Raw genomic sequence first — 25,823 nt, 5'->3', positions numbered from 1 at the left:
GCGGATTTACTCCTGAAGCTCTCCGGTCTCATTGGCGATGCTCGCCGGGAGCGCAAACGGGGTGGCGAAGGTGAGCGGCGTCATCATCATCAAGCCACCTTCCGGGCGATGGATCGCCGCCTCTTCATAGACGCGCTCGAACAGCGCATCGGCCTCGTCCGCGGCCACCACGATCGTGACCAGGCGGATCAGCGACGGTTCGGGAAGTCGGCCCCGTCGCGCCGGGATCTGCTTCAGCACCGAATGACCGCGACAATAGACGCTGTTCGCCCGCAGGATACCCTGTTGGTCGCGCAGCCAGCCCAGCAAGCGCCGCTCGGTACCGTCGTCGGGCAGGATGCAGGAGATGAGCTTGGCGGCCGCGCCCGGGATGGGCGCCGGCGTTTGCGGGTCGCTCATGGCGTATCCTCTTGGCCGGATACGCGCTCCAGGATCTCGCGTGGGATATAGGTCGCCAACCTCTCGATGGGTGTGATGTAAGCCATGCCGGCACCGGGCACATTGAGCTCCGAGGCGCGGTAGATCGCCTCGAAGACCGCGTCCTGGTAATCGCTGGCGACCAGGACGTTGACGACGTCCTTCTCCGCCTCGATCGCGATGCCCAGCAGTCCGAGCCGCTCCCGTGGGCCGATGCCGCGGGCGTGGTAGACCAGCGCGCCGGTGGCCCCGATCGCCTGTGCGGCCTTGATCACGGTGTCGCCGCGCCCGGCCGAGACGATGCAGGTGATCATGGCTACATCGATCAGATAGGTGATCTTGTTGTCGTTCATACCTGTGTTTGAATCTCCTGCTCATGGTGGATGGGCTGCGCATGCCGGGCGGCCCGCTCCTGTAGCTTGGCCCGCATGCCCGCCCAAAGGCCCGTCAACAGCACGCTGATGATCGGGCCGATGGAAGCCAGACAGAGGATGCCGAAGCCCTCGACGGCCTGGGTCGCGTTGCCGAAACCGAGCCCCATCGCCAGCACCAGCGGCACCGTGATGGGGCCGGTGGTGACACCGGCGCTGTCCCAGGCGACGTTGACGAACTCCTCCGAGGACACCGCGGTCAGGGCCGCGGCGAGCAGATAGGGCGGCACCACCAGCCAGGCCAGCGGCAGGTCGAAGATCAGCTTGGTCAGGCCGAGCGCAATGCCGCAGGCGACGCCGACCGAGACCGCAAGGATCAGCGTGCGCTTCTTGAAAAAGCCGTTGGTCAGTTGCTCCGCGGTGACGCCGAGTGCGTTCAGGGCCGGCTCGGCGATGGTGGCGCCGAAGCCGAGCACCCAGGCGAACACCAGGGCCAGGGTGAGCCCGACCGCATAGACGTACAGCGGCGAACCCGCCGCGCCCGGCACCTGCATGAAGGCGGCCGGCACCAAGGCACCGGCGCCCCCGCCGAGCATGGACAGCCCGTATGTCAGCCCGAGGTTGAACAGGCACATGCCGAGCACCGTCAGCCCGATGCCGAGCCACATCTCCCGCGGGCGCGGCAACGGCTCCTTCAGCACCAGCTTCAGGATCAGGAACAGGAAGATCACCAGCGGCAGGATGGCGCGCAGCCCCAAGACGATCTCGACACCTGGGCTGCGCTCATACCAGGCGAGCGCCTCGGCCGGCATGGCCGCTGCGGCGGTGGCGGCGGCGAGCACCTCCGCGGGCCTGACCGTGCCGGCCACGTAGAAGGTCAACAGCAGCACGCCGATGATGGGAAACAGCGACGCCAGGGTCACGATCCCGAAGCCGGACAGACCGGAATCCCCGCGGCCGGCGGCGGCCGCAATGCCAATGCCCAGCGCCAGCACAAGCGGCACCGTGACCGGCCCGGTGGTCACGGCGCCGGCATCCCAAGCGAGCCCCAACACCTTGGCCAGCTCCGGGTCGCCGGCGCCGTAGAGGGTCAGTCCGATCACCGGCACCAGGGCGGCGTAGATCAGCGGCTTCAGGCTCCAGCCATACAGAAAGCGCAACGTGCCGAGCACCGCCGCCAGACCGACGCTGGCGCCGATGACCAGTACCAGCGCGCCCGACCACTGATTGAGCAGCACCCAGAGATAGGGTGCCCGCTCCGGCGAGACGTTCTGCCCCGCGGCTTGGAGCGCGCCGATGGCGGGCTCCGCGAAGGTCACGCCGATGCCGAGCAGCAGGGTGATGAAGAGCACCAGCGGAAGCGGCGACTTGCGCGGCAGGCTATGCCCGATCACCTCGCCGAACGGCATCAGGCCGAGCTTCAGCCCCTCCATGAAGAACATCAGCCCGACGATCACCGCGAACAGGCCGGCGCTGATCAGCCAGGAGTCCGCAACCAGCTGGCGCAGGATCAGAACCTGGAACAGCGCGAGATAGAGCCCGAGCGGCACCACCGCCTTGACCTGGTCCATGAAACGAACCGACACATAGGGACGCAACAGCGCCGCGACCTCGTCGGGATGCAGACGGATGGGGCTGGGTGTAGGTGGCGGCAGCGGGCGCCCCTGCGCGTCCCGGTGCAGGGTCGGCAGGATGGCGTTGTAGCTGAGCTCACGCCGCCCGGCGCCGACGGCTCGCAGATAGTCTCCGTATCTAAGCGTGCGTTTCATGCAGTTTTCCCGTGAAACAAGAGTCAGCGCGCAGGCGGGACGGCACTCGCGGCGCCGTGATCAGGTCGAGGCGGCAATCCCTCCCGGATGGCTCTCGAAAACGCCTCCGGGTCGCCGGTCGTCCGAGCGCGCGCGGTGATATCGCTGCGGCGCTTCAGCTCATCGAGCCCGAGGCCGGTGTCGACCGTCCCGCGATCGTAGGCAAGGTCGACGACGTAGCCGTTCGCAAGCAACCGCCAGTCGATCGTAGGGCCGATACCGATCGCCTTCGTATGGTGCCAGATGGTCGTGGTGCAATTGTGGGTCAGGGCGTTGTACCAGCGCGGTCGCTCGGAAATGGCGTTGATCTCTTTGACGTAGTCGAGCAGCAGCGCGCGGGCCGTGCTCGGCGCCCCTCCCAATCGATAGAGGTAGACCGTCTCGCCGCGTTGGTTTGCCCGAACCCCGATGACGTCGCGCTCGTCGGCGACGACGTAGTAGAGCTCGTATTGACGGAAAAAGCCCCGCAGGGCCGAGTACTCCTCGCCGATTTCTTTGCGCGTCTCGATCGAGACCGCAAGTTGACGCCCGTCGGCGAACTCCCAGCTCGCAATGGTGTGACCATAGGCTGTCGGCCCCCAAAACGAGATGAACAGGTCGAAGCCGACGAGGGTGTCGAGGTCGTAGGTGCGGGTCTCCCAACGCTCGGTGAACGCCTGATCGCCGCGATACGCGAAGTTGCGGACGTTGTGTAGGGTCAGTATGGAGCCATCGACGGTCGCTGTCGGTAGCCGCGCGACATCCGGCTGCCAATCACGCTGGTTGCTCGGCGCGAGCGTCAGCCACCAGCCAAGCACGATCGCGAAGGGCACGAAGACCGCGACGACGGCCCGCCGCCAGGGACGGACCATCAGCGCCGAAAGCCCGGCGAGCAGCACGAGGCCCCCTGCGAGCGTACCGGCGAGCACGGGGGATTCGGGACCGTCGATCCAGAGTGCCGCGCCCGCCCACAGGATCGCGATCGCCAGTGCCAGCGAAATGGCGATACGCAGGACGAGGCGGTTGATGCGCGAGAGGATCATCCTCTCACTCAGCGGCCATTCAGCTCGTCGTCCGGCCAGTATCTCGATCCGGTCAGCTTGGCCGCGATCTTCCAACTCTTGCCGATCAACACGAATACGGCCTTGCCTTCGTTGAACCGCATTGCGAGCTGATCCTTTTGTTCACCAGTCATGGTTCCGGCCTCGGCGGTCGCATCCAGGCCCTGGGCAACAAACGGTTCGAAGGCGGCGCTGTTCTGGAACATTGCATTCGCTTCGGTCGTTAACGTCGGCGATGCGAGCAGCGTGGCCCTGAGCGTTGAATGGATTTTCAAGTGTATCGTTGACTGGAGCATCCGCCTGATTCCTCCGCAGCGTAAGAGGCCAACCGGGCCGGGAACCCAAAAACGACGTTCGACCGCTCGCACGCACTGATGTAGAGCAGCTCTACGTTCGGACCCGAAACAGAATCGCATACAGCGTCGGCACCACCACCAGCGTCAGCACCGTCGCGAAGCCGAGCCCCGCCATCATGGTGATGGCCATGTTGACGAAGAAGACATCGGGCAGCAGCGGGATCAGACCCAGGATGGTGGTGGCCGCCGCCAGCAATACCGGTCGCATGCGGCTGACGCCGGAGTCGAGGATGGCCGGGAAGGGCGGCTTGCCGGTCTCGATCTGCTGGTCGATCTCCTCGATGAGCACGATGGCGTTCTTGATCAGCAGCCCCACCAGGGACAGGGCGCCCAGCAGTGACATGAAGTCGAAGGCGGCATCGACGGCGAGCAGGCCGGCGGTGATGCCGACCAGCGCCAGCGGCACCGTGAGCCAGATGATCAGCGGCTGCTTGAGCTTGCCGAAGAGCAGGATGCTGACCAGGATCATGATCAGGAACGACGGCGGCAGCGCGCCGAGCAGGGAGGATTGCGCCTTGGTCTGGTCCTCATATTCGCCGCCCCAGGACAGGCTGTAGCCGGGCGGCAGGGCGATGGCCTCGATCTGCGGTCGCAGCTGCTCGAACAGCGGACCGGCCAAGGCGCCTTTGGGATTACAGGAGGCGATGATGGTCTGCATGCGGTCGCGCCCGCCGATGACCTGATTCTCCCATTCGGTCTCGAAGCCGCTCACCACCTGGCCGACGGGCACCGCCTTCTGCAGTACCGGGCTCCAGACCTGGATGTCTTGGATGTTGGCGACATCGGCGCGCTCCTCCTCCGGCGCCCGCAAAAGGATCGGCAACAGCCGCTCGCCGTCGCGGTACAGTCCAGCTTGGGTGCCCTCGAAGGCGTATTGCAGCGCGGCGGCGAGGTCTTCGCGGCTGATCCCGAGCTGTCGGCCGACCTGCTCGTTGAAGATCGGGCGCACTACCTTGACCGGCTCGCGCCAATCGTCGCGGACCTCCTTGGTGCCCGGCTCGGCGCGCATGATGGCCTTGGCCTCCCCAGCCAGCTCACGCAGCACCGCCGCGTCCGGTCCATGGAAGCGCGCCTCGATCTTGCTGTCGCGACCGGGGCCGATCATCATCCGTTTAAGGATGGGGTCGGTCCAATACAGCTCCTGCTTCAGGAAGGCGTCGACCTGGTCCCAAACGGCATCGATGCGCTCGCGGGTATCGGTGCGCACGATGATCTGCGCATAGGCCGGGCTCGCCTCCTTGGCGTCGTAGACGAGGGTGAAGCGCTGATGCGGCCCGCCGATGACCGAGGTGGTCTGCTCCACGCCCTCGAGACCGCGCAGGTACTCCGACACCCGCAGCGTGTCCTCGCGGGTCTTGCGGATGTCCGTGCCCTGGGGCTCCCAGATGTCGACGAAGAACAGCGGCGTGTTGGAATACGGAAAGAAGGCCTGCTTGACGAAGCCGAAGCCCCAGAGCGACAGCACGAACAGCCCCACCACGACGCCCATCGTGACCCAGCGCAAGCGCAAGGCCGAGCTGACCAGCCCGCGGTAGATGCGAAAAGGGGCCGCGCTGTAGGCATCCTGCTGCTCGCTGCCCGCCTCGCCGGGCTTGAGCAGCAGGCCGCACAGCAGCGGTGTGGTGCTGATGGCGGTGATCCAGGAGAGGCTGAGCGAGATCAGGATGACGTAGAACAGGGAGCCGGCGAACTCGCCGGTGCTGTCCTGCGAAAAGCCGATACCGGCGAAGGCGAGGATGCCGATGACGGTACCGCCCAACAACGCCCAAATGGTCTTGCCGACCGCCTCGCTGGCCGCCTCGGGCGCCTTCATGCCGGCGTTCATGCGCACCAGCATGCCTTCGGCGACGACGATGGCGTTGTCGACCAGCATGCCGAGTGCGATCACCAGGGCGCCCAGGGAGATGCGCTGCAGCTCGATTCCGTACAGGGCCATGATGAACAGGGTGCCGGCCACGGTGATCAGCAGCGTCGCGCCGATGATGAGGCCGACGCGCAGGCCCATGAACAGCAGTAGCACCACCAGCACGATGACCACCGCCTGGCCGACGCTGACGATGAAGCCGTTGACCGATTCATCGACCTCCTTGGGCTGGTCGTAGACCGCGCTCAACGCCATGCCGATGGGGACGTCGGCCTGCAGCTCGGCCAGGCGCCGGTCCACCGCCTCGCCGACCGCGACCACGTTCTGACCCGCTTGGAGGGAAATGCCCAGGGCCAGCGCCGGCCGGCCGTCGCTGTAATAGTATTTGCCGGTGACCTCCTGGTAGGCGCGCTGGATCTCGGCGATATCGCTCAGACGCACCAGCTTCTTCTCGTCCGATGCGATCAGCACGTCGCCGATGGACTGCACCGAGCTCGACTCGCCGGTCGGCCAGATGCGCAGGTACTCGTCGCCCACCGCCACGTTGCCGGCGTCGGCCACCACGTTCTGCGACTTGAGCACGCTGGCGATGCGCTCAACCGGGATGCCGAGCTCGCCCAGGCGGGCGCGCGAGATGGTCAGGTAGGCCACCTCCTGCTGCGCGCCGTCGATGACGATCTTGCGCACCCCAGGGACCAGGATCAGCTGTTTCTTCAGGTCATCGGCCGTATCCCAGAGATCGCGCCAGCTGTAGCCCTCGCCGCCCAAGGTCACGTAGATGCCGTAGACGTCGGCAAAGCTGTCGACAATGATCGGGGCCTGGGCGCCGGGCGGCAGCTCATGCTGCATGTCGGCGATCTTGCGCCTGAGCTCATCGTAGATGTTCGGAAAGTCCGGCCCGCGATACTTGTCCTGGAATTCGACGGTGATGTCGGACATTCCGGGCCGCGAAATGGACTTCTTGATCCATTTCACCTGCTCCATGAGCTGGAGGGCCTCTTCGATGTGGTAGGTCACCTCGTCCTGGACCTGCTGCGCCGAGGCCCCTGGGTAATAGGTGATGACCTTGGCCACCTTGACGGTGAAGGCCGGGTCCTCCAGCTTGCCCATGCCCTGAAAGCCCCAGAGCCCGCCGCCGATCAGGATGATGACCAGCAGCCAGGAAATGACGGGGTTTCGAACCGAGTATTCGCCGATGTTCACGGTCTTGGATGTTCCCATCAGGATGCAGGCGGGGCCGAGGCGGGAAGCGGCGATTCGCTCGGCACCTCGCCGGGCCGCGGCTCGGCCTCCTCGCGCTCGGGCAGCAGGCGCACCGGCATGCCCTCGGCGAGATAGCCAACACCGGCGGTCACCACCCGGCTGCCGGGGGTGAGGCCGTCCTTGACCGCGATCGACCGGCCCGTCAAGCGACCAACCTCGACCGGAGTCTTTTGCACCCTCATCGTCGTCTCGTCGACCACCCAGACGAAGGGCTGGAGCGATTCGTCGGCGGTCACGGCCGCGGCGGGCAGGTAGAAGACCGTGTCGGCCGTCGCGACCTTGCTCAGATCCGCGGTCACCGTCGCGGTCATGCCGGGGAGGACCAGGAAGTCCTTCGGGGCCGGCATGGTAAAGCTGACCTCGAAGGTCTGGGTCTTGGGATCGGCGCGGGTCGCGACCTCGCGAAGGGTCAAATCAAACTCCCTGCCCGGGCGGTTGTCGAAGCTGGCCGTGACCGGTACCCGTCCGGCCTCCGGCTGGCCGCTTCCCGGGGGCCGGATGCTGAGCATGATGTTCTCCGGCATGTCGATCCTGACCTCTAGCTGCGTGCTGTCCTGCAGCGCCAGCACCGGCTGCTTGGCCTGGACCTCTTCGAAACGCTGCACGTAGCGCTTAGCGACGGTGGCGGGGAAGGAGGCCGTCAGCCTGGTGTAGGAGAGATCCTGCTTGGCCTGATCGAGGGCGGCCTGTGCGCTCTTGAACTGGGCCTCCTTCTCGTCGAAGTCCGTGCGCGAGATAAAGTCCTTTTCGACCAGTTCCTGCGCGCGCTTGAAGTCGTTATCGGCGCGGTCGAAGCTGGCCTGGGCGTCTTTGACCGTGATCTCGAAGTCGGTCGGATCCAGGGCGACGAGCAGCTGCCCCTGCTCGACCAGGTCGCCCTCTTTTACCGGCAGTTCCGCAATGGTGCCCGGTACGCGGAAGGCGACCTCGGCCTTGTTCAGCGCATCGATACGCCCCGGGAAGCGGCGCACGCCGCCGATATCGGGTACTTCGACCACGACGGTCTTCACCGGCCGTGGTGTTTCCGCCGGAACCGGTTCCTCGCTCTTGGAGCAACCAACGAGGAAAGGGACAAGCGCCATCCATGCTGAAAGACACAGGAACCGACGACGACAGAGCAGGGGAAGTTGCTGATACACGGAAATCACCTAGTTTTCGGCTGCGGGCGCGGCGGACGCTTGCGCGTCGCCCGATCCAGCCTCTCTCGGGGGAAAATACGCGTCGAGGACGTAGAGCGCCACCAGCGCGTAGATCGCCGCCATGCCGAGCTCGCCCAAGCGATCGGCGAAGTTGGCGCCGCCTTCGTCGCTGAAGGGGATGATCGATTCGCCGTAGAGGATCATCACCACGCTGAGAGCGAATCCGGCCAACGGGGCCCAGGGCGCATCGGACGTGATCATGCGGGCAAGGACCAGCACGACGGCCAGCGTCATCGTCGCCACGAACGGAAAGTGCGGCGCCATGACGGTGAGTTGGTACATGACCAAGGTGACTAGACCCGCCGCGACATTGGCCGCGAGGATGCCCTTGGTGACGGTCAGACCACGCGCCAGGTTGGCGCTGTAAGCGTAGATGGCGATGTAGATGGGTGTGTGGACGTTGGTCCAGCCGAAGCTGAAGTAGGCGACCGCGTAGGAACCGGTGATGGCCGTCAGGATCCAGGCACGCCGATCCACCTCCGCCGCCGGCAAGACCGGCTTCGGCGCCGGCGTCGGCTCGGTCGGCAGTGGCGGAAGCAGGGCGAAGAGGAGCAGCGTCACCGCCAGCGAGACGCCGATGTTGCCGACGAAGGAGCCGGCGACATCCCGTGTGATCTCGACCGTGGTGTTCGCGACCATCGGCACCAGCATCAGCCCGACCAGCAGCAGGATCATCACCAGGGACGAGCCACCGCGCAGACCGGAGCGGAAGGTCCAGAACAACGCGGGGAAGAGCGCGAGCAGAAAGAGCGCTGGGTAGGCTTGCGACACGCCGCCCGCCATCAGGCACAGTGCCATGATCAGGCTCGTCACCAGCAGGATGCCGACCGCCGCGCGCGGGGTTGGCGCCCTCGGCGCCTGCAACAAGGGCGCGGTGAAGATGGGCGCGAGATACGCCAGGGTCCAGTCGTAGGCGAGCGCGATCACGAAGGTAAGGGTCACGCCGAGGCCAAGCCGGAGCGCGCGGCGGTCGTGGGTTTGCCGCGCGCTGGCCTGGTCGTCCGCCGGCTCAGGGAGCCCGATCTCAGTAGACGGCTCAGTAGGCATAGGAGAGCCAGCTGATCAGCCTGATCCAGGCCGCCCCAAGAGCGTTCAGGAACCCGTTATCGCCTGTGTAGACGATGACATTGGCCTGGCCGTTAAGATTGCGCCGGATGTCGGCGTTCTCGCTGCCGATCTCGTAGCCCAGCATGCGGATACGCACCGGAAAACGCTGCGGGTCGCGCAGCCAGGCCTGTTCCTTCGGTACGCTCGGCAGGCTACCGGGCGAGTCTGGGCCGACCGACGCGGCATTGGTGATGCTGCTGACCTCGCCCTTGAAGATCCGGCCCGGATAGAGATCCAGCACGATGTCCACCGGATCGCCGACGGACACCCGCGCCAGGTTGTTCTCGGTCAGATAGGCCTCGACCCAGACATCCTCGAAGGACACCAGGTTCATCAGCGCCTGGCCCGCCTTCGCGAAGGTGCCCTCGCCGATCGTCAGATCGACCACGACACCGCGCGAGGGCGCGTGCAGCTCGGTCCATTCCAGATCGAGCTCCGCCTCGCCCAACTGCGCGATGGCGGAGCGGATCTGCGCATTGTCGGCGCCCTGATCACCCAGCTGTTGGCGCGCCTTTTCCAGATCCGCCTGCGCCCCGGCCACCTTGCTCTCGGCGGCGGCCAGGTCGGCGCGCATGTCGTCGGCCTTGGCCTTGGCGACCAGCCCCTTCTGCTCCAGCTCGAAGATGCGCGCGCTCTGGACCTTCACGTTCTCAAGGTTGATCTCGGCCTGGGTGAGGGTGGCCTGGGCGACCTCGACCTGGGAGGAGCTGGCGCCGACGGACTGGGTCGCAGATTGCAGCGCGGAACGCGCCTTCTCGACCTCCAGCACGAAGGGTCGTTGATCGATCCGGGCCAGCAGGTCGCCGCCTTCGACGAGCTGCGCGTTGGTCACCGCAAGTGCCGCGACATAGCCCGAAACCTGCGGCACGACCTCGATCACGATCGCCTTGACCCGCGCGAGTGAAGTGTAGGGCGTGATGCGGTCGGCGAACAGGTACCAGACGAACAGCAGCAGCGCCAGGAAGGTGACAAGTCTTGTGGTCGTTTTCATCGGTTGGCCGGCCATGCGTGTGTGGTTGTTTTAGGTCTCGTCTGCATCCGGCAAAGACATCAGGGTGGCGAGGGTGACCCGGCTCAAGTCCGAATGCGGCCCGCCGGCGCCGCGCTGCAGGGCCATTAGTCAACATCAGCGTCCGCAATCTTCGTGTCGCGACGGGGGCGCTGGCCCCGGATTGCCGTGGCGACCGCCTTGCTGGCGATGGCGACGTAGAGACCGGTCGCGCCAACGCCTACAATCGCCGACGCGACGCTGGCAATCCGGCCGAGTGTCGTCACCGGCGTGATGTCGCCGTAGCCCACGGTTAGTCCGGTGATCAAGGTGAAATAGGCGGCGTCCCCCAGGGTCCAGTCTTCCGCCCAGGCCAGGGCGAGCCCCAACAGCATCAGGAGCAGGCACAGGAACACGAAGACCTGCCGGACGAAGCGGGCGATCACATAAAAATTGTTTACGAACAGCAATAGATCGCGCATCGTTTTGCAGCCCTCGCTACCTAGACCAGCGACGAGCCCTGAATGGGCGCGTCCTTGTCCCAGCCTAGTTCGCCGCCCCCACGCCACGCAATGCGGCCAGGCGCCCGTAGTTCGACAGGAAGCCGCTCTGCGTCACGCGGGTCGGGTCGCTGGCGGTGACGCCGGTGCCGTCGCCGAGGAGGCTGGAATCCGTGGCGCAACCGCTCACGAGAACCGCCGCGGCAAAGACAATAACGCAAGACAGTCGCACCATAGCGGAACGGTTATCGATCATGATCATCGCTTCTGGATCGTCGCTTCTGGGTTGGTTCGAGTCCGGCCCATAGGCCGCACTATTGCTTATGCTCTGATGCATACTCTTCAAGGATGAGTTTTTCCGGATCGATGTCATAGACCCAGGGGGCCGAGTTCTTCCAGCCGTTCCTCATCCGCTTACCGTCAAAGACGCTGCCGGGATCCTTGACCTTGTCGCCTTCAAATCCGTCAGTGACGGTGTAGACGTTCTCGAGGCCGGCAGCCGCCAACAGTTCGACCGCCTTGGCGCTGCGGTCGCCTGAGCGGCAAATGAGCAGCACGGTGTCGGTTGTTCCCGCTAACTCTTTCACCTGCTCTACAAAATCGGCGTTCATCTTCGGGCCGTATTCGGTCTTGCCGTCCTTCCTCTGATAGGTGACAAAGGCGAAGGGGATGTTCCATGCCATCTCCGGGTGACCGACAAAGGCGTATTCTTCCGGGGTCCGCACGTCGATGATCGTCACTTTCTCAGGTGCGGCCTTCCACTGTTCGTAGGCCTGCGCGGCATTCATGTAGAGACCGAGGGTCGTCTGTTTGCGTTCGGGAACCTGCTGTTCTTCGGACGCAGAGAGGATCATTGTAGAAGCAAGCAGGAAGGTCGCTGCAACGACACTCGAAAGCCACCTTGGATTCATCGTCGACTCCTCTCATTGATCGGGGCGCAGTTACGGGCCCAATTCGGGATTCAGTGCGTTGCGGCGTCGGCACGCGACCCCTCAACGTCACTGTGGGTGTCATGTCGAATTCGGTCGGCTGGACGGAGACCTCCAACAACGCGCATAGATCGACGGTAGCGTAGGACTCTAACACGGCGCTTGCCGCCGCACTGGACATATCAAGACAAACAATGGACATTTCCGGACAGCAACGCCTAGGATGTCGAACGAGATCAAGCAGTGGAAACGCCGTGACTATGACCCGACGCGGAACAGCACCCCCACACCCGGCAACCGAGCTGCGTATCGGCGCCACCATGGCACTGCCGGCGGCTCTCCGAAGCCTGGGTGCCAATCCGGCTGAGGTATTGGCCGGGGCGGGGTTTGACCTGAGCCTGTTCGATGATCCTGAAAATCGGATTTCCTACGCGGCCCGTAGCCGTCTGTTGGCGCACTGTGTCGACAGCACCGGCTGCCAGCATCTGGGTCTGCTGGTCGGCCAGCAGGCCGATCTGCATTCCCTGGGATTGATGGGCCTGCTGGTGAAGTACTCACCGGACGTAGGGATGGCCTTACGCAGCCTCGTGCGCTTTCTGCATCTCCACGTCCGCGGCGCGGTGGCGCACCTGGAGCTGGACGGCGATCTGGCGATGCTGAGGTACGACATCTATCAATCCGGCACGGTGGCGACCGATCAGATTGGGGACGGTGCAGTTGCCGCCATGTTCAACATCCTGCGCACGCTGTGCGGCCCGGACTGGAAGCCGACCGAGGTCCGGTTCGCTCACCGCGAGCCGGAGGACGTCCGTCCCTTTCGCGGTTTTTTCGGGGCTCCGTTGCTCTTCGACTCCGCGCTGAACGCGGTGGTGTTCCCTGCCGACTGGTTGAATCACCCCTTGCCAGGGGCCGATCCCGAGCTACGCCGCTCGCTGCAGGCGCAGATCGATGCGCTCGAGGCCGAATACGGCGACGACTTGCCTGGGCAGGTGCGGCGCGTGTTGCGGACGGCACTGCTGATGGATCAGGCCCGGTCGGACCAGGTCGCGAAGCTCTTCTCGATACACAGCCGCACGCTCAGCCGTCGCTTGAATGCTTGCGGCACGAGCTTTCAGGAACTTCTGGACGAAGGGCGCTTCGAGATCGCCCGGCAGCTGCTCGCAGACACCCGGATGGAGGTGCACCAGATCGCCGAGACACTCGACTACGCCGACGCGAGTGCCTTCACGCGCGCATTCCGGCGCTGGAGCGGTAGCACGCCTGGCCAATGGCGAAAGAATCACAAGGCTGCGAGATTGCGCGGGAAGTGATGTACTGGAGCGCAAGCCCAGTCGGATTACGGATAGCGCGGCTAGACTTCATGTCATCCCTCATTTTCGAGCGCCTTCGCGGCGATCTCTCCGTAGAGGTGGACAACCTTGGCAACCAGGTCCTGGTACTTCGGCTGTCGGTCGATGAAGGGCTTGGCCTGCTCCCAATCCTCGGAGACCTGTCGCAGGAAGCTCAAGTCCTGCTCGGCAAGGGTCTGTCCGGCGTCAACCTTCTGCTTCAGTGCCAGCAGCCGCGGCAGGCGCTGCTCACTGAGTCGCTCAAGCAATGCCTGCAGCACGCCTTCATCCCGCTGTGGGTCTTTCATGCGTTGTCCTCGTTGGTTGTTTGGATTCTGCGATCGAACGGCACGCAATCGGCCGTCCGTGTCGCCCGCGCCTTGCCGATCAATGCCCGCTGAACACTAGGGCCTTGATCGGCAACAGCAGTGCCTGGATGCGCAGGATCATCGCATGCACGATACAGACGGTGTCGATGGCATGCAGTCCGAACTTGTGCAGGCTGCCGATGTTTGGGTCCTGTAGCGCATCGTGGTTGTTGGTGTAGGCGTTGGCGATGCAACTGCCGCCCTGGGGCAGGTCGTCGAGCTGCCCTGGATAGAGCGGCTGCATGACGACGGTGATCGAGCCGGGCTTAGCGAAGTGCTGCACGTCCATCAGGGTGTCGGTCGGGCGCACCTGGCCAGAGGCGATGACGTTCTGGACCTCGGTCACGACCATCGGCACGATCCGCCAAGGCATCGCGACGCACGTGACCTCGCCGATCATGCCCACCTTCAGCACCTGCGCCTCGATCTGCCCGAAGCCGGCCATGAGGCCCGTCGCGTGACGTTCCGGCACCAGGATGCCGGCGGGTCTCATCATCGGATTGACGATGTCGCCCGGTTGCAGCGCGAACTGCTGCACGACGCCGGCGGTCCCGGCCACGACCAGGGTCTTCTTGATCTCGACCTCGGCCTCGTGCAGCGCGGCCTCGGCGCTCGCCTTCTCCGCCGGGAGCTTGAACTCGATCTCCGAAACGATGGCCTCGCGACTCGCCAGGGCAGCATCCAGTGCGCCCTCCTGGGTCTCGACCTGAACGCCCATGCGCTCGACGTCCCGCTCCGCGATTGAACCGGGACTCTTACGATTCGCTTCGGAGCGGGTCTCGAACTCGTCTACGGCCTGCTGCAGTGCACCACGCGCCTGAGTGATGCGACCGTCCGCTTCGTCGAGCCGAGACTTGGCCACGATCATTGCGGCCTCGATCTCGGCAATGCGGCGCCGGGCCGTCTCGAGATCCGCCTCCTGCTCGGTGCTGTCCAGACGGAACAGGGGTTGCCCCTCCTCGACCCGCTGATTCAGCTCGACAAAGGTCTCGACCACTCGGCCGTTGATCTGTGGCAGCACGGTCACGGTGCGGAAGACCGACGTGGCGGACTTGGTGGAAGGGTGAAAGTAGAAGATGGTCGTGATCAGGGCCACGGTCAGGATCAGGCACAGGGTGATCCCCCAGCGCAGCTCGAACCAGACCGTGAACAGCGTGATCTCGCGCCCGAACCGCTTGCCCTGCACGTAACGGCGAAAGAGGTAGTCCGGCAACACGGTCAGCATCGAGCACAGGAGTAGCTCCAACATCGCTTAGGCCTCCCGCTGCCCGATCGGCTGATGATCGGCCGGGACAGGCGCGTCCTGCACCGGCGGCGTTGAAGTCGCGGGCTCCGCTCTGTTGGCGATTCGCTCGAGGGAGCCGGAGATGGACCGCAGCGGCGTCGTGAAGTCCGGTAAGGGCACGAAGGCGAGCAGTAGCCCGGCGATCCAGAACAAGTGGTTGTGGGTGAAGAGCGCCAGCAGCGCCAGTACCGCGACGAGCTCGAACTGCACCTTCTGACCGCGATGCGCCATCTGTTCCGGCAACGCGTGGAGCTTGAAGTAGAAGATGCCGATGCCGACCACGGCGAACAGCACGAAAAAGGCCGTGACGATGAAGAGTACGTCGGTCTCGCCCGGCGCGGTGACGAACGGGGGCAAGTGGTGGATCGCGGCCGGGTGTAGCGGCTCCGTCATCTGCAAATCTCCGAATCGATCGTGTTGAGGTCCGTGGCTCCATGGCGAGCCGAAGTCAGTACAGGTAGCGCTGCGCCGCGGTGACGAAATCCTCGCGCGGCGGCAGCTCAGCCGGGTCGATTGCAATGGGCAGCATGACGGCAGTGCGGCCCCTGGCATTGCGCAGCTCCTGCAACACGATCGGGCGAACCGATGGGTCCCGTGCGTCGCGCTGGATGTTCATCGGATCAAGATAAAGGGTGATCTCATCCCTTCGCAGCTGGTCATCGGCCTCGCCAAGGAGCTCGGCGACCATGTCCAGATGCGCCCGCAGGACGCCGGCGTCCGAGCCGATGGTGCCCAACTGAGCCGTGATGGCGTCCAACTCGGTCGCCAATGCGGCGGGATCAGGGTGCTCGCCCCCCGGCGCATTGAAGCCCCAGCCGCCGCGTTCGAGCGTCGTCAGCTTGCGACGCAGCAGATCGCGCTGGCGTGTGAGGTCGGCGCGCTCCACGCGCGCCTCGGCGATGCGGCTCAGCGCCAGGCTCAGCAGATGGTCGAAGGCGCGCCGCATGAGTTGGCGCCGCATGTCTTCTTCGCTGGTCTTGGGGTCGAGCAGCCGGTGTCCGCTGAAACTGACCGAGACCTGCTGTACATCGTGCCGAACCTGGTCGCCGACCAGGTCCATGCCGAGGATGCTCTTTTCCGTTCGCTCCGCCAGGAGCAGCGTCGTGACGGCGGGAACCTCGCCGCCGTCCGAGCCCGACAGAAATGCCCCCAGCTCAGGGTCTCGGCTGAAGGTGTCCAGCATATCCGGGGCAGAGGCAAACAATGCCGCGAGGCGCGGCTCAGTGCTATAGCTGGTGCGGGTCGCCGCCACGGGTGCCGGTATCCCCGCCACCAGCGTAACCACGTGATCGATGGCCTGAATGACGGGCTTGCGCAGGCGCTTTGCGTAGCCCGGCAGCAGACGCAGTCGCGAATCCGTGCCGTCTACGGCGCGCTCCGTGGCCATCTTGATGAGTGACTCAGGATAGGTTCCGACCTTCTCGCCACCGCCGAAAATTGACTGAAACAGTTTCAAATTCTATCCCCGTAGCGCTTCGCTGCGCTGGGCGTGGTGGCTCGCGTCATCGGTCATGCTCGGCATTTCCGTTGACCACTGCCGGATCGCATCTGCCTATGGTGGCCCCTGCGCAGGACGTGTGTCGGTTCGAGCAGCGGGCCGATACTGTTCAAGAAGTCGGAGCGACGCAATGACGGCACGAAGCGGCTCAACGAGAACACGACCATCGGTGGCGGCTGCATGAGCTGACGGCGCGGCTTAGGAGCCTTGCTCGTTCTCGAGCGCCTTGCGGGTGATCTCCTGGTAGAGACCGATGGCGCGCGTATAGAGCGACTGGAGATCCGGCCGCTTGTCCACGAAGCGCTTGATCTCCTCCGCGTCCCGCATCACCTCGTTGAGATGCGCAAGATCGGTATCCTCGAGTCGCTCGCCGCGCTCGACCTTGGCCTTGAGATCGAGCGCCCGTGGCAGGCGGAACTGCTCGAACCGCTCAAGAATGGTGACGATCACGCCGTCTTCATGCGGGATTTCGCTCATATTGTCCTCCGGAACTGAATGGATCACTAACGCGGGTCGAGGGGGCCACGCGGATCGGCAATGCCTCGGGGGTCGGCAACGCCGCGCGGATCGGCAATCCCTCTCGGATCGGCAATGCCGCGTGGATCGGCAACGCCTCTCGGATCGGCGATACCGCGCGGATCGGCCACGCCGCCGGGACCGCCTACGCGTGCGGCGTAGCTGACCGGCAGCAGGCTCAGAAGGACCGGGACCAAGAGCAGGCCGACGATTCGGCTCTTGCGGTTGCGACGATTCATGTTGTTCATAGTTGACTCCTTGGAGTGTGTCGACGGTTCCGTCCCGTCCGCAGCGAGCGACCCGTTGCAAGAGGGCGCCAGCGTTGACGGACGGTCAGAACGCCCGGGGGATGAACTTGAACGGATAGTCGGGTTCGCGATAGCCCTCGGCCTTCTGCCGCTTCGGCAACTCTATCTTTTTGTGGGGCAGCGTCTTGTAGGGAATCGTCGCGAGCAGGTGGCTGATGATGTTGAGGCGTGCGCGCTTCTTGTCGTCGGACGGTGCGATGTGCCAGGGTGCGAAATCGGTGTCGGTGGCCGCGAACATCGCATCGCGCGCCCGCGAGTAGTTGTACCAGCGGCTGTAGGATTTGAGGTCCATCGGCGAGAGCTTCCAGGTCTTGCGCCCGTCCTCGATGCGCCCCTCCAGGCGTCGTGTCTGCTCCTGCGGACTGACCTCGAGCCAGTATTTGAGGAGGATGATGCCGGAATCCACCATCGCCTTCTCGGTCAGCGGCACCAACTCGAGAAACCGTTCGGTCTGTTTCTCGGTACAGAAGCCCATCACCCGCTCCACACCGGCGCGGTTGTACCAACTGCGATCGAAGATCACCACTTCCCCCGCTGCCGGGAAATGACGCATGTAGCGCTGGATATACATCTGAGACTTCTCGCGCTCGGTGGGCGCCGGCAGCGCGACGACGCGGAAGACCCGCGGGCTGACCCGCTCTGTGATCGCCTTGATGGCTCCGCCCTTGCCGGCACCATCGCGACCCTCGAATACGATACAGACCTTGAGTCCTTCATGGATGATCCATTGCTGCAGCTTGACCAGCTCGACGTGCAGCCCTTCCAGTTCGCGCAGGTATTTCTTGTTCTTCAGCTTTTTCGGATGCTTACGTTTCTTTGGGGGTCTGACCTCTGCTGCCCGGCTCTCGGCTGCCGGAGTTTCGGCGTCAGCTCCCTCGTTTTCCGTGGACTCATTTTGGTCGATGACGTCTTTGATCTCGTTCATTGAATGCTGCCTCCTCCGCAGTGCCGCTGGTTCTTTCATTATCGAACAATTCAACCGCGACCAGCGCAGTATGCGATTGTTTTGTATTCGATTCAGCCTCGGAAGAATCAACACTTGCTGGAGCTGGGGTGGTTTAAGCGATAAGCCTGCGAAACAACAGCGCAATAAACCTGCCATCGGTCCACCAGGCCAGCTGCCGGAAGGGATGTAAACACGATCAGTTCGTAGCCCGACAGGATGAAGCGAATCTGCACAGGAGCGCGCCGACGGGCACCGATATGGCGTTGATTCTACGCAATCTCGGAGGCGGAACTTCGGAGGTTCGGTTAACGGCTCCCAGGCGATCCTAGAGCCCGCCGCCGCAGCGGAGCTGCCAGGCGATGGCGATGCCGATGAGATCGAAATCGTTGCCGGTACGTGCGAACACCCCACGGCTGACATACAGATTGACGGAATTGTGCCGATCGACCGGGCCGTCCACCGAGTTTGCCGATCCGGACAGCCAGGTGTAGGGGGCGATAGCGTCGAACTTGCCCGACATTCCCCGGAGATCGAACACCCGCGCATAGCTCAGCACCGCGCTGGAGGTATCGAGTTCCGGGTCGGTCAAAGGCAACGCGGAATCGGATGGCAGACCACCCCGCGTGAAGGCGGAGCCAACGATCAGAAAGTTCACGCCAACCGGCGCGTTGGAGTAGGTGCGTGGCTCGATCTCCTGCCCCTGCGCAACGCGCACCCCGGACAGAAGCGCACCGGCGGTCAGCGCGACCAGCAGACATGGCAAGGATTGGCCCCGTCCTCGACACGCCTGCCCTGCGGGCAGCCGTGTCGGCATGGGATGCCGACCGACGGATGAGATCGATCTACGGTGAAGGCGCAGGTGGAGGTCTCCGACGGCCTGCTGTGTTCCGTCGTCATGGCCACTTCTGTCATCCCGCGCTCGCTGAAGCTTGCGCGTTCCGATGTCGCCGGTTTCAGCTCAGTCCATGCTCGCCCTGAGGTCGACCAGTGCCTTGTCGAAGCTGTCGACCTTGATTAAGCCAAGGCGCGGGTACTCGATGTCGATGATGATGTACACCGCAATCGCCATGACGGCCGGGAAGGCGATGACGTGGAGCCAGCTGCGCGAGCGACCGCCGGACATGCCGTATCCGGCCAGCAATGCGCTGGCCATAGCCATGAGATAGAGCAGTCCATAAATGACCATCGGCGGATGCATCTGGGTCGCCATGGTCCGCAAACTGGCGATGTCGAACATGTCGTTTAGGGCAGGTAACAGCAGCTTGATCGCGTCCGGCATCGCGCCGGTCTGTTGGCCGTCGGCAAGGGCCGCGTTCCAGATGTCCGTTTGCAGGTCCGTAGCCGTCTTGAGTGCGGCATACGCGGCCTGCACGTCAGGCAGTTTGCTATAGATGTCCAAGCGGGCATCCAGGTACCGACGAAACAATTCACGCATCGCCGGCTGGGCGTCGGCCGGCAGTAGATCGAGCCGCAGATAGGCGGTACCGATTGCATTACTCTCCTGAACGAGGAGATCGCGGCGCGCATCGAAACGCGACGCGGCTCCGGAAAACGTGAACGCGATCAACAGACCCAACAAGGCAAAGACGGCTCCTTCGACGGCGCCTGTACCGGCTCGCGCACCTTCCGGATCTCTGGTGAGTTGTTTGTTGCCGACGCGGCGGCCCACCTCCAGTAGGACGAGCATCGCGATAAACAGTGCGATGGCAGTCAGCGTTGTGTTGACGGCTTGGTGCATAAATCGATTCCTGGTCAGTCTGGAGTGGGTGGATAAGGTTTGTCGTCCAAGAACGCGCGTGTCTGCCTCATGACCCATCCACCGGAAACTCCCAGGTCACCCGTCCGGTCTTGGTTAGCTCCCGGCCCGGCTCGCCCAACTGCTTGCCGTAGCGGATCAATTGGATCAGATCTGAGCTGACCTGCGGATTGGTGGTGAAGTAGGAGTGGCCGAAGGCATCGGTGCGCTTGCCCTCGTAGGTGATCAGGTCGATGCGCCCGACGGCCTCGAAGTAGCGCTGTGCTCGGTCCGGGATGTCCTCCGGGCGCAGCTGACCGACCCGGTTGCGACTGCGGAACAGGATGCGGGAGACCAATAGGGCGCGGTCCTCCGGCGAGGCATAGATGGTCAAGCGGCCCTGAAGCACCCGCGGTAGACGCCCCTCCGGCCAGACCGTCATCAATTCCGGATCGGAGAGGAAGCCGGTGATCTGCTGACCGGCGATGTCCACGTCGATGTCCGGCGAGAGCAAAACCAGGTTGTCGATCTTGTACAGGTCGATCGGCTCTTTGCCGGCGGCGATCGCCTCCGTCACCAACTCGCTCACGGCGCGCAAGGTCAGGGCCGTGCCGCGGCTGTGGGCCAGGATCTGCAACCGCTCAAGCCCCGGGGTCGTGGCGAGGGTGCGGATCGTCTTCTTCAGATGCGCGACCGCGTAGTCGGCGGACTCGGTGGTGGTGGTGTAGGAGATCAGGAAATTGCCGGTGGTGGAGGCGGGCCAGGTGAAGAAGGCGCAGACCTGCTCGCGGCCGAGGAAGTGACACAGTTCCGCGGCGGTAAAGGCGGCGGTGGCGAAGGTCTCGTTGAAGCCGTGGACGTAGAGCATGAGTTCTTTCTTCGGCGCCTGCGCCAGCCTGCGCTCCACCTCGCCTTGGAGCTCGGCCTTGGCCTCGAAGTGGCGCGCGAGCTCGGCACGATCACGCAGCACCTTGCCGTCGGCGCCCTTGGACACCGGGTAGGGCTCCTCCGGATAGACGCCCAATTCCCGCACCGGCCCCAGCTCCAGATTGACCTCCCGGGTGCGCTCGGCGAGCTGGCTCTGCTCGCTCAGGGTCTCCCAGTCCAACCCCGGCACCATCCGTACCCGCACGGAGCCGAAGGCGATGTGCCGGGCACGCTCTTGGCCGTAAGCCGGCCGCGCCTCGTCTTTGGCGTGCGCCTCGAGCTCCGCGGGCGTTGGCGGGGCCCGGTCGGTGATGAAAAGAAGGTCGACATCGGGAGTCTGCCGAGACGTCTCGGTGACCTCGAACACCGGCTGTCCGCCTGGAAGTTGATACAGGATCGGTGTCGGCATCAGTTGGCGCGCGCTGGTGGCGCAGCCGGCGAGCAGAAGGGTGGCCAGGAGCGCGAGACCGATCTTGATGAGTCGTTGTTGCATGGCCGTTTGAGAAGGGTCGTCGAAGTCGCCGGCGCGCCGGTCAAGCATCGGAATGGCGTTCATGCGGGTTCACTCCAAGGTCATCGGAACCACATTAGAATAGACGTTGCTCGCGGATGCCGGGGGCTCTCGGAACGTCCCCGGACCTGGGTCTCTTGAGGGGGAATACCCAACAAGGATCAGGCGCCGGTGAGCGGCAATCCTTTCCCGGCAAGAGCGCTCGGGGATCAGGCCGACGATCCTCGGCCATTGGCGGTCTGGTCGTGCGGGCCGCGTGCGCGGAGCCGGGCCAGCCGGCGGGTTGCCGTTCAAGACGACGACCCTCGGCTCGCCGGTGTCGGCGCTCCAAGCGTCGCCACCGCGAGGTCACTCGAGTCAAGGCAGGCCCTGACGTGGCTCTAATGGTCCACGGGGACCGGCCGAAATGCCGTCAATACACATCCACCACGACGTAGCGCCCGTTGTAGGGTTGATAGTAGGTTCCGCCGCAGCTGTGCAGGGATGTCCCGTCGATGACGACGGACCGGCAACCCGCGGGCAGGGTGGCCGCATAGACCGCGGTGCGGCGAATGGTCCGGCGGGTGGTCCGGCGCGCGACGCCTGCGACGCTCGCGGGTGTCATGGGACGACCGACGACCGCTTGCGCGTCCTTGATGGCGAATCCGATCGGCAGCCAACCGTCGACAAGCAGCGCGCTGAGGATCAGGCCTGTCCCCAGGGCGATGGAATTCACTGGGCCGCGCGTCTTCATTGCTGATTCTCCTCGATCGTGAGCACACCCAGGTCGTCGACCGAGAGCGTCTCGAGTTGCCGCGCGCCCTCGGGCGCAAGGAAGGTGAACTGACCGGCCTCGAATGTCGGCGCGGTGTTCCAGTCACGAAACCGCACGGCGTATTGCGGCGCGCCCGTCACCCACTTGCTGGTGATGACGTATTTCAACGGCAGCGGTTGATCGCCGGTCCGGACCCAGATCTGCCAATCGACCGTGGCGGCGCGAAAGGCAAGGTGGTGCGCCGCGGTTCCGTCCACGTAGGCGGTCCCGAGATAGGCACCCCGGGTGACATCGGTCATCAGACCCGGATAGGGATCGGACACGAAGAGATCGCCGGCCGGGGCATCGAGACCGGTCGCGGCGCGCAGTTCGGTCAGCGCGGCATCGATGCTGCCGGGGGCATCGATGGCGGCATAGATCTGCTCGCGCCGACCATGCAGGGTCAGGGTCTGGCCGTCGAAGAGGATCTCCACATCGGCCAGGGGCCCTTGACGATGAGCATGGAAATGATCGGGTCGTTCCAGCATCAGGGTTGCCGAGCTGCTCAGTTGCAGCTTCTGACCGGCGAGATCGATGACCTCGTCATCGACCTCCGCACGCACGCTGAAGGCGGCCAGACCGCTCAGATAGGTCGACATGTCGCGCAGGATCCGATCCGCCTCGGGATCGACGTCCGGGCCTTCGGCCACGGCACTGCTCGCAACCCCGAGGCTCAGGGCAAACCCCGTCACTTGGACGAGCCTCCTGACATCGACCATTCGCTGATTTGGCTGGATCAAGTGAGCGTCCTCCTGTGTTGATGATCATGCGGAGCGGATCCGGAACCGTCTCGCGCAACGCAAACCCGATGCATGTCTTGGCGTGCCGGCGTCTCTCGGATGCGCAATTGAACCACTTGACCGGGCTATTTGTCTTCGGATCCTTGCGCGCGTGCGGCCGCAGACCGGCCGCCGGATTGAGCCGTGCAGGCCCTTGCGGGCGTCGTAAACGCCGAAGACCCCGTTGCCGGGGTCTTCGGGTCATGCGTCAGGCATCTCTTTCCCGCACGGCACCGCGCGGTGCCTTGCCTTTACTGTACAGTCGCGGCGGGCGCCGGTGCGGTGGCCTGCTGGTCGGCCGCCGGGGTCTTGGGCGCGCAGTCTTGTCTCGACATCATCGTCGGGTGCATCTGCGGTGCATAACCGGCCATGTGGGTGCGGTCCATGGCGCGCGGCTGTTGGGCGCGGCGCTGTTCACTCATCGTCCTGAAGGCATCGCGGCGCTCCTGGATCTCCTGCTCAACCTTGGCGCGATGGGCATCCATTTCTTCGAGACGCGTCTTCATGAATTCAGGCGTGGTCGGGGATTGCATCTCCGTGACGCTCGGAAATTCAGGCATCGCCGGGTACTGTCCGAACTCGGGCATGGCCGGCATCTCGGGCATGGGCGGAACCTGACCGAATTCAGGCATCGCGGGCATCTCAGGCATAGCCGGGTATTGACCGAATTCGGGCATCGCGGGCATCTCGGCCATGGCCGGGTACTGACCGAATTCCGGTGCCGGTGGGAATCCCGGGAAGGCCGGTGCCGCTTCGGAGGGCATCCGATCGAAAGCGGCGGCATGCTGCTCCATGATCCGGCGGTGCGCATCCATCGCGTCCTCCATGGCCTTGTTCCGTTGCTCGGCCATGGCCTCATGCCGTGCCGAGCTGGCCTGCATCTGTTGCTCCGCCATTTCCGGAGTCATGACGGGTGCGACAGGGGCATTGTACCAGGCACCGGCGGAGGACGCGGCGGCGGCAAGTGCGATGATCGAGGCTGCTTGGACGAGCTTGGACATGGAACACACCTTTAGGATTTGAAATTGATGGGTTTCGGTCTTCTTGCGAGTCCTCCCTGTCAATCGGGGAGCAGCTCTCGTTCGACGCCTGGGTCGAGCGGGACTCGCGGGTCTTCATCAAGGACGGACGCAGGCAACAGCGTCGGGGTGTCGGCAGCAAGCTGATTATTGTCGTTGCCCTTCGATCGCCGTCCTGATTAGGGAATCATTATATAAGTATTTGCTAACATATCAACCGAAAGTTGTGCCCGCAACGAAGTGCACCCCCTCATCGCGAATTAAGCCAATGAAATTTCTGTTTTTCTGAACCGCGTCGACCGCGGGGCCCGTTGATCGGCAGGATGATTCATCGACATGAGAGGCTGCATGTCATTCCGGACGCGGTTCAGTTAGAAGAGCCGATTCAAGCCGTTGAGTGCGGCGACCCGATAGGCTTCCGCCATCGTGGGATAGTTGAAGGTGGTCTCGGTGAAGTAACGGATGCTGTTGGCCTCGCCGCGCTGGGACATGATCGCCTGACCGATATGGACGATCTCGGCGGCCTGTTCGCCGAAGCAGTGAATTCCCAAGATCTCCAAGGTCTCGCGGTGGAACAGGAGCTTGAGCATGCCGACCGTGTGTCCCGTGATTTGGGCGCGAGCGATACTCTTGAAGTCTGCCTGGGCGACTTCGTAGGGGATCTGCCGAGCTGTGAGCTCGCGCTCGGTCCGGCCCACGGAGCTGATCTCCGGGACCGTATAGATCCCGGTCGGGAATTCCTCGATCAGCGACCAGTCGCAGGCGCCGTCGGCGATGTGCGCACCGACGAATCGCCCCTGATCGTAGCTGGCACTGGCCAGTGCGGGCTGGCCGACCACGTCGCCGACGGCATAGATGTGCGGCAAGGCGGTCTGGTAGCTCTTGTTGACCTCGAGCTGTCCGCGCTGATTGGGTGTCAGTCCGATGCTCTCGAGCCCCAGGTCGTGGGTATTGCCGGTCCGTCCGTTGGCCCAAAGCAGGATGTCGGTCTTGAATTTCTTGCCTGACTTGCAGTGCAGCACCACACCCTTGTCATCGGCCTCGACGCGCTCGTAGGTCTCGTTGTGTCGGATCACCACGCCTTGCTGGCGCAGGTGATAGCCGAGTGCGTCCGTGATCTCGTCGTCGAGGAAGGACAGGAGTCGGTCGCGTGTATCGACCAGATTCACCTTCACATCGAGCGCGCCCATGATCGAGGCGTACTCGCAGCCGATGACCCCTGCACCATAGATGGTCATGGATCGCGGTGTGTGCTTCAGTCCGAGGACGGAGTCGCTGTCGCGGATGCGCGGGTGAGTGAAATCCACATCCGGCGGATGGTAGGGTCGCGATCCCGTGGCGATGACGATGTGCTGAGCGCGCAGCTCTTCGGTCATGCCGCCCGGGCGTTGGACCTCGACCCGATCCTCGCCGAGGAAGCGCGCACGTCCGAACACGACCTCGACCCGATTGCGCTGATAATAGCGATACCGGGTGCGGACCTGCTCGTTGATCACGCCGTCCGCGGCGCGCAGAAGGTCGGGAAATTCCGCTTCGATCTGATGCTGCGTGTGCTGGAACAGGGGGTTGCGCCGATAGTCCGCAAGCATCTGGATCGAGTGGCGCAGCGCCTTGCTGGGGATGGTGCCCCAATGGGTGCAGCCGCCGCCGACCGCGTTGTGGGCCTCGACTACGGCGATCCGATGCCCGGCCTTGGCGAGCTTCATTGCCGCGCCTTCTCCGGCGGGTCCGGTTCCGATGACGATGCTGTCGAATTCTCTGGTGGTCATCGCGATGGATTCCGGTTGGGGTTCAAAAGGGCGCCTTAAAACGATATGCAAGTAACGGGCCATTTCGACGCGCGGATTGCCGCGCCTGGGCAATTCGCAGCTGTAGGGTGAACAAGCGCACCGCAGTCCACCAACGCCGGCGCAGGGTTCGGTGGACTTCGCTCTCGCTCGTCCACCCTACACGGATCGTCCGCCTTCA

At 64.2% G+C, this 25,823-nt stretch carries 27 protein-coding genes; 1 reads left to right on the top strand and 26 read right to left on the bottom strand.

Annotated features, from left to right (window positions below):
* Positions 1 to 6: 6 nt before the first annotated feature.
* The 12 genes from LT988_RS08385 to LT988_RS08330 all read right to left on the bottom strand — a co-directional run bounded on the left by LT988_RS08385 (position 7) and on the right by LT988_RS08330 (position 11,824).
* Positions 7 to 399, bottom strand: a complete 393-nt coding sequence (locus LT988_RS08385; RefSeq protein WP_232409719.1) for a hypothetical protein — start codon at positions 397 to 399, stop codon at positions 7 to 9.
* Positions 396 to 770, bottom strand: coding sequence for a P-II family nitrogen regulator (locus LT988_RS08380; RefSeq protein WP_232409718.1), 375 nt, complete (start codon positions 768 to 770; stop codon positions 396 to 398). Before LT988_RS08380 ends, LT988_RS08385 begins: the two co-directional genes overlap by 4 nt.
* A complete protein-coding gene (locus LT988_RS08375; protein WP_232409717.1) occupies positions 767 to 2,557 on the bottom strand; it encodes a DUF1538 domain-containing protein in 1,791 nt (596 codons plus the stop codon). The genes LT988_RS08380 and LT988_RS08375 overlap by 4 nt, the downstream gene beginning before the upstream one ends.
* Positions 2,558 to 2,580: 23 nt before the next feature.
* Positions 2,581 to 3,618 (bottom strand): Lnb N-terminal periplasmic domain-containing protein, encoded by a 1,038-nt coding sequence (locus LT988_RS08370; protein ID WP_232409716.1) that lies wholly within the window; start codon positions 3,616 to 3,618, stop codon positions 2,581 to 2,583.
* Positions 3,619 to 3,626: 8 nt separating this feature from the next.
* Positions 3,627 to 3,932, bottom strand: a complete 306-nt coding sequence (locus tag LT988_RS08365; RefSeq protein WP_232409715.1) for a hypothetical protein — start codon at positions 3,930 to 3,932, stop codon at positions 3,627 to 3,629.
* A 91-nt stretch (positions 3,933 to 4,023) separates the two neighbouring features.
* Positions 4,024 to 7,059: an efflux RND transporter permease subunit gene (locus LT988_RS08360; protein ID WP_232409714.1), complete on the bottom strand. Its 3,036-nt coding sequence runs from the start codon at positions 7,057 to 7,059 to the stop codon at positions 4,024 to 4,026.
* Positions 7,060 to 7,076: 17 nt separating this feature from the next.
* Entirely contained in the window at positions 7,077 to 8,129 is a 1,053-nt protein-coding gene (locus LT988_RS08355) for an efflux RND transporter periplasmic adaptor subunit (protein WP_232409713.1), read from the bottom strand.
* 138 nt (positions 8,130 to 8,267) lie between these two features.
* Entirely contained in the window at positions 8,268 to 9,365 is a 1,098-nt protein-coding gene (locus tag LT988_RS08350; RefSeq protein WP_232409712.1) for a DUF2955 domain-containing protein, read from the bottom strand.
* A complete protein-coding gene (locus tag LT988_RS08345) occupies positions 9,355 to 10,416 on the bottom strand; it encodes an HlyD family secretion protein (RefSeq protein ID WP_232409711.1) in 1,062 nt (353 codons plus the stop codon). The genes LT988_RS08350 and LT988_RS08345 overlap by 11 nt, the downstream gene beginning before the upstream one ends.
* A 125-nt stretch (positions 10,417 to 10,541) precedes the next feature.
* A complete protein-coding gene (locus tag LT988_RS08340; RefSeq protein WP_232409710.1) occupies positions 10,542 to 10,895 on the bottom strand; it encodes a potassium channel family protein in 354 nt (117 codons plus the stop codon).
* 64 nt (positions 10,896 to 10,959) lie between these two features.
* Complete coding sequence (locus LT988_RS08335) at positions 10,960 to 11,175, bottom strand: hypothetical protein (RefSeq protein ID WP_232409709.1); 216 nt, start codon at positions 11,173 to 11,175, stop codon at positions 10,960 to 10,962.
* A gap of 52 nt (positions 11,176 to 11,227) precedes the next feature.
* A complete protein-coding gene (locus LT988_RS08330) occupies positions 11,228 to 11,824 on the bottom strand; it encodes a rhodanese-like domain-containing protein (RefSeq protein WP_232409708.1) in 597 nt (198 codons plus the stop codon).
* A gap of 278 nt (positions 11,825 to 12,102) precedes the next feature.
* On the opposite strand from LT988_RS08330, the gene LT988_RS08325 reads away from it, so the two are divergent.
* Positions 12,103 to 13,152 carry an AraC family transcriptional regulator gene (locus tag LT988_RS08325; RefSeq protein ID WP_232410539.1) on the top strand — a complete coding sequence of 350 codons (1,050 nt, stop codon included), beginning with the start codon at positions 12,103 to 12,105 and terminating at the stop codon, positions 13,150 to 13,152.
* A 53-nt stretch (positions 13,153 to 13,205) separates the two neighbouring features.
* Here the strand turns inward: LT988_RS08325 and LT988_RS08320 are convergent, their stop codons facing one another.
* The 14 genes from LT988_RS08320 to sthA all read right to left on the bottom strand — a co-directional run bounded on the left by LT988_RS08320 (position 13,206) and on the right by sthA (position 25,624).
* Complete coding sequence (locus tag LT988_RS08320) at positions 13,206 to 13,478, bottom strand: hypothetical protein (RefSeq protein WP_232409707.1); 273 nt, start codon at positions 13,476 to 13,478, stop codon at positions 13,206 to 13,208.
* A 79-nt stretch (positions 13,479 to 13,557) separates the two neighbouring features.
* On the bottom strand, positions 13,558 to 14,787 hold the full coding sequence (locus tag LT988_RS08315; RefSeq protein ID WP_232409706.1) for an HlyD family secretion protein: 1,230 nt from the start codon (positions 14,785 to 14,787) through the stop codon (positions 13,558 to 13,560).
* Positions 14,788 to 14,790: 3 nt separating this feature from the next.
* Positions 14,791 to 15,216, bottom strand: a complete 426-nt coding sequence (locus LT988_RS08310) for a hypothetical protein (protein WP_232409705.1) — start codon at positions 15,214 to 15,216, stop codon at positions 14,791 to 14,793.
* Between the two features lie 55 nt (positions 15,217 to 15,271).
* Positions 15,272 to 16,210, bottom strand: a complete 939-nt coding sequence (locus tag LT988_RS08305; protein ID WP_232409704.1) for a hypothetical protein — start codon at positions 16,208 to 16,210, stop codon at positions 15,272 to 15,274.
* Between the two features lie 309 nt (positions 16,211 to 16,519).
* Positions 16,520 to 16,798, bottom strand: a complete 279-nt coding sequence (locus LT988_RS08300) for a hypothetical protein (RefSeq protein ID WP_232409703.1) — start codon at positions 16,796 to 16,798, stop codon at positions 16,520 to 16,522.
* A gap of 26 nt (positions 16,799 to 16,824) precedes the next feature.
* Positions 16,825 to 17,085, bottom strand: a complete 261-nt coding sequence (locus LT988_RS08295) for a hypothetical protein (protein ID WP_232409702.1) — start codon at positions 17,083 to 17,085, stop codon at positions 16,825 to 16,827.
* Positions 17,086 to 17,170: 85 nt separating this feature from the next.
* Positions 17,171 to 18,070 (bottom strand): polyphosphate kinase 2, encoded by a 900-nt coding sequence (gene ppk2 / locus LT988_RS08290; protein WP_232409701.1) that lies wholly within the window; start codon positions 18,068 to 18,070, stop codon positions 17,171 to 17,173.
* Between the two features lie 346 nt (positions 18,071 to 18,416).
* A complete protein-coding gene (locus LT988_RS08285; protein WP_232409700.1) occupies positions 18,417 to 18,905 on the bottom strand; it encodes a hypothetical protein in 489 nt (162 codons plus the stop codon).
* Positions 18,906 to 19,049: 144 nt separating this feature from the next.
* Entirely contained in the window at positions 19,050 to 19,829 is a 780-nt protein-coding gene (locus tag LT988_RS08280; RefSeq protein WP_232409699.1) for a bestrophin-like domain, read from the bottom strand.
* Positions 19,830 to 19,896: 67 nt separating this feature from the next.
* The gene (locus tag LT988_RS08275; protein ID WP_232410538.1) at positions 19,897 to 21,246 is read right to left on the bottom strand and encodes an alpha/beta hydrolase; all 1,350 of its coding nucleotides are present in this window, start codon (positions 21,244 to 21,246) and stop codon (positions 19,897 to 19,899) included.
* 430 nt (positions 21,247 to 21,676) lie between these two features.
* Positions 21,677 to 21,997, bottom strand: a complete 321-nt coding sequence (locus tag LT988_RS08270) for a hypothetical protein (protein ID WP_232409698.1) — start codon at positions 21,995 to 21,997, stop codon at positions 21,677 to 21,679.
* A complete protein-coding gene (locus LT988_RS08265) occupies positions 21,994 to 22,797 on the bottom strand; it encodes a DUF2092 domain-containing protein (RefSeq protein ID WP_232409697.1) in 804 nt (267 codons plus the stop codon). Before LT988_RS08265 ends, LT988_RS08270 begins: the two co-directional genes overlap by 4 nt.
* Positions 22,798 to 23,087: 290 nt before the next feature.
* Entirely contained in the window at positions 23,088 to 23,837 is a 750-nt protein-coding gene (locus LT988_RS08260) for a hypothetical protein (RefSeq protein ID WP_232409696.1), read from the bottom strand.
* 389 nt (positions 23,838 to 24,226) lie between these two features.
* Complete coding sequence (gene sthA / locus LT988_RS08255) at positions 24,227 to 25,624, bottom strand: Si-specific NAD(P)(+) transhydrogenase (protein WP_232409695.1); 1,398 nt, start codon at positions 25,622 to 25,624, stop codon at positions 24,227 to 24,229.
* Positions 25,625 to 25,823: the final 199 nt, after the last annotated feature.

The sequence above is a fragment of the Thiocapsa bogorovii genome (assembly GCF_021228795.1).
Classification (GTDB): domain Bacteria; phylum Pseudomonadota; class Gammaproteobacteria; order Chromatiales; family Chromatiaceae; genus Thiocapsa; species Thiocapsa bogorovii.
The sequence above is the reverse complement of the archived record's forward strand: the minus strand, read 5'-3'. Positions and strand labels throughout refer to the sequence as shown.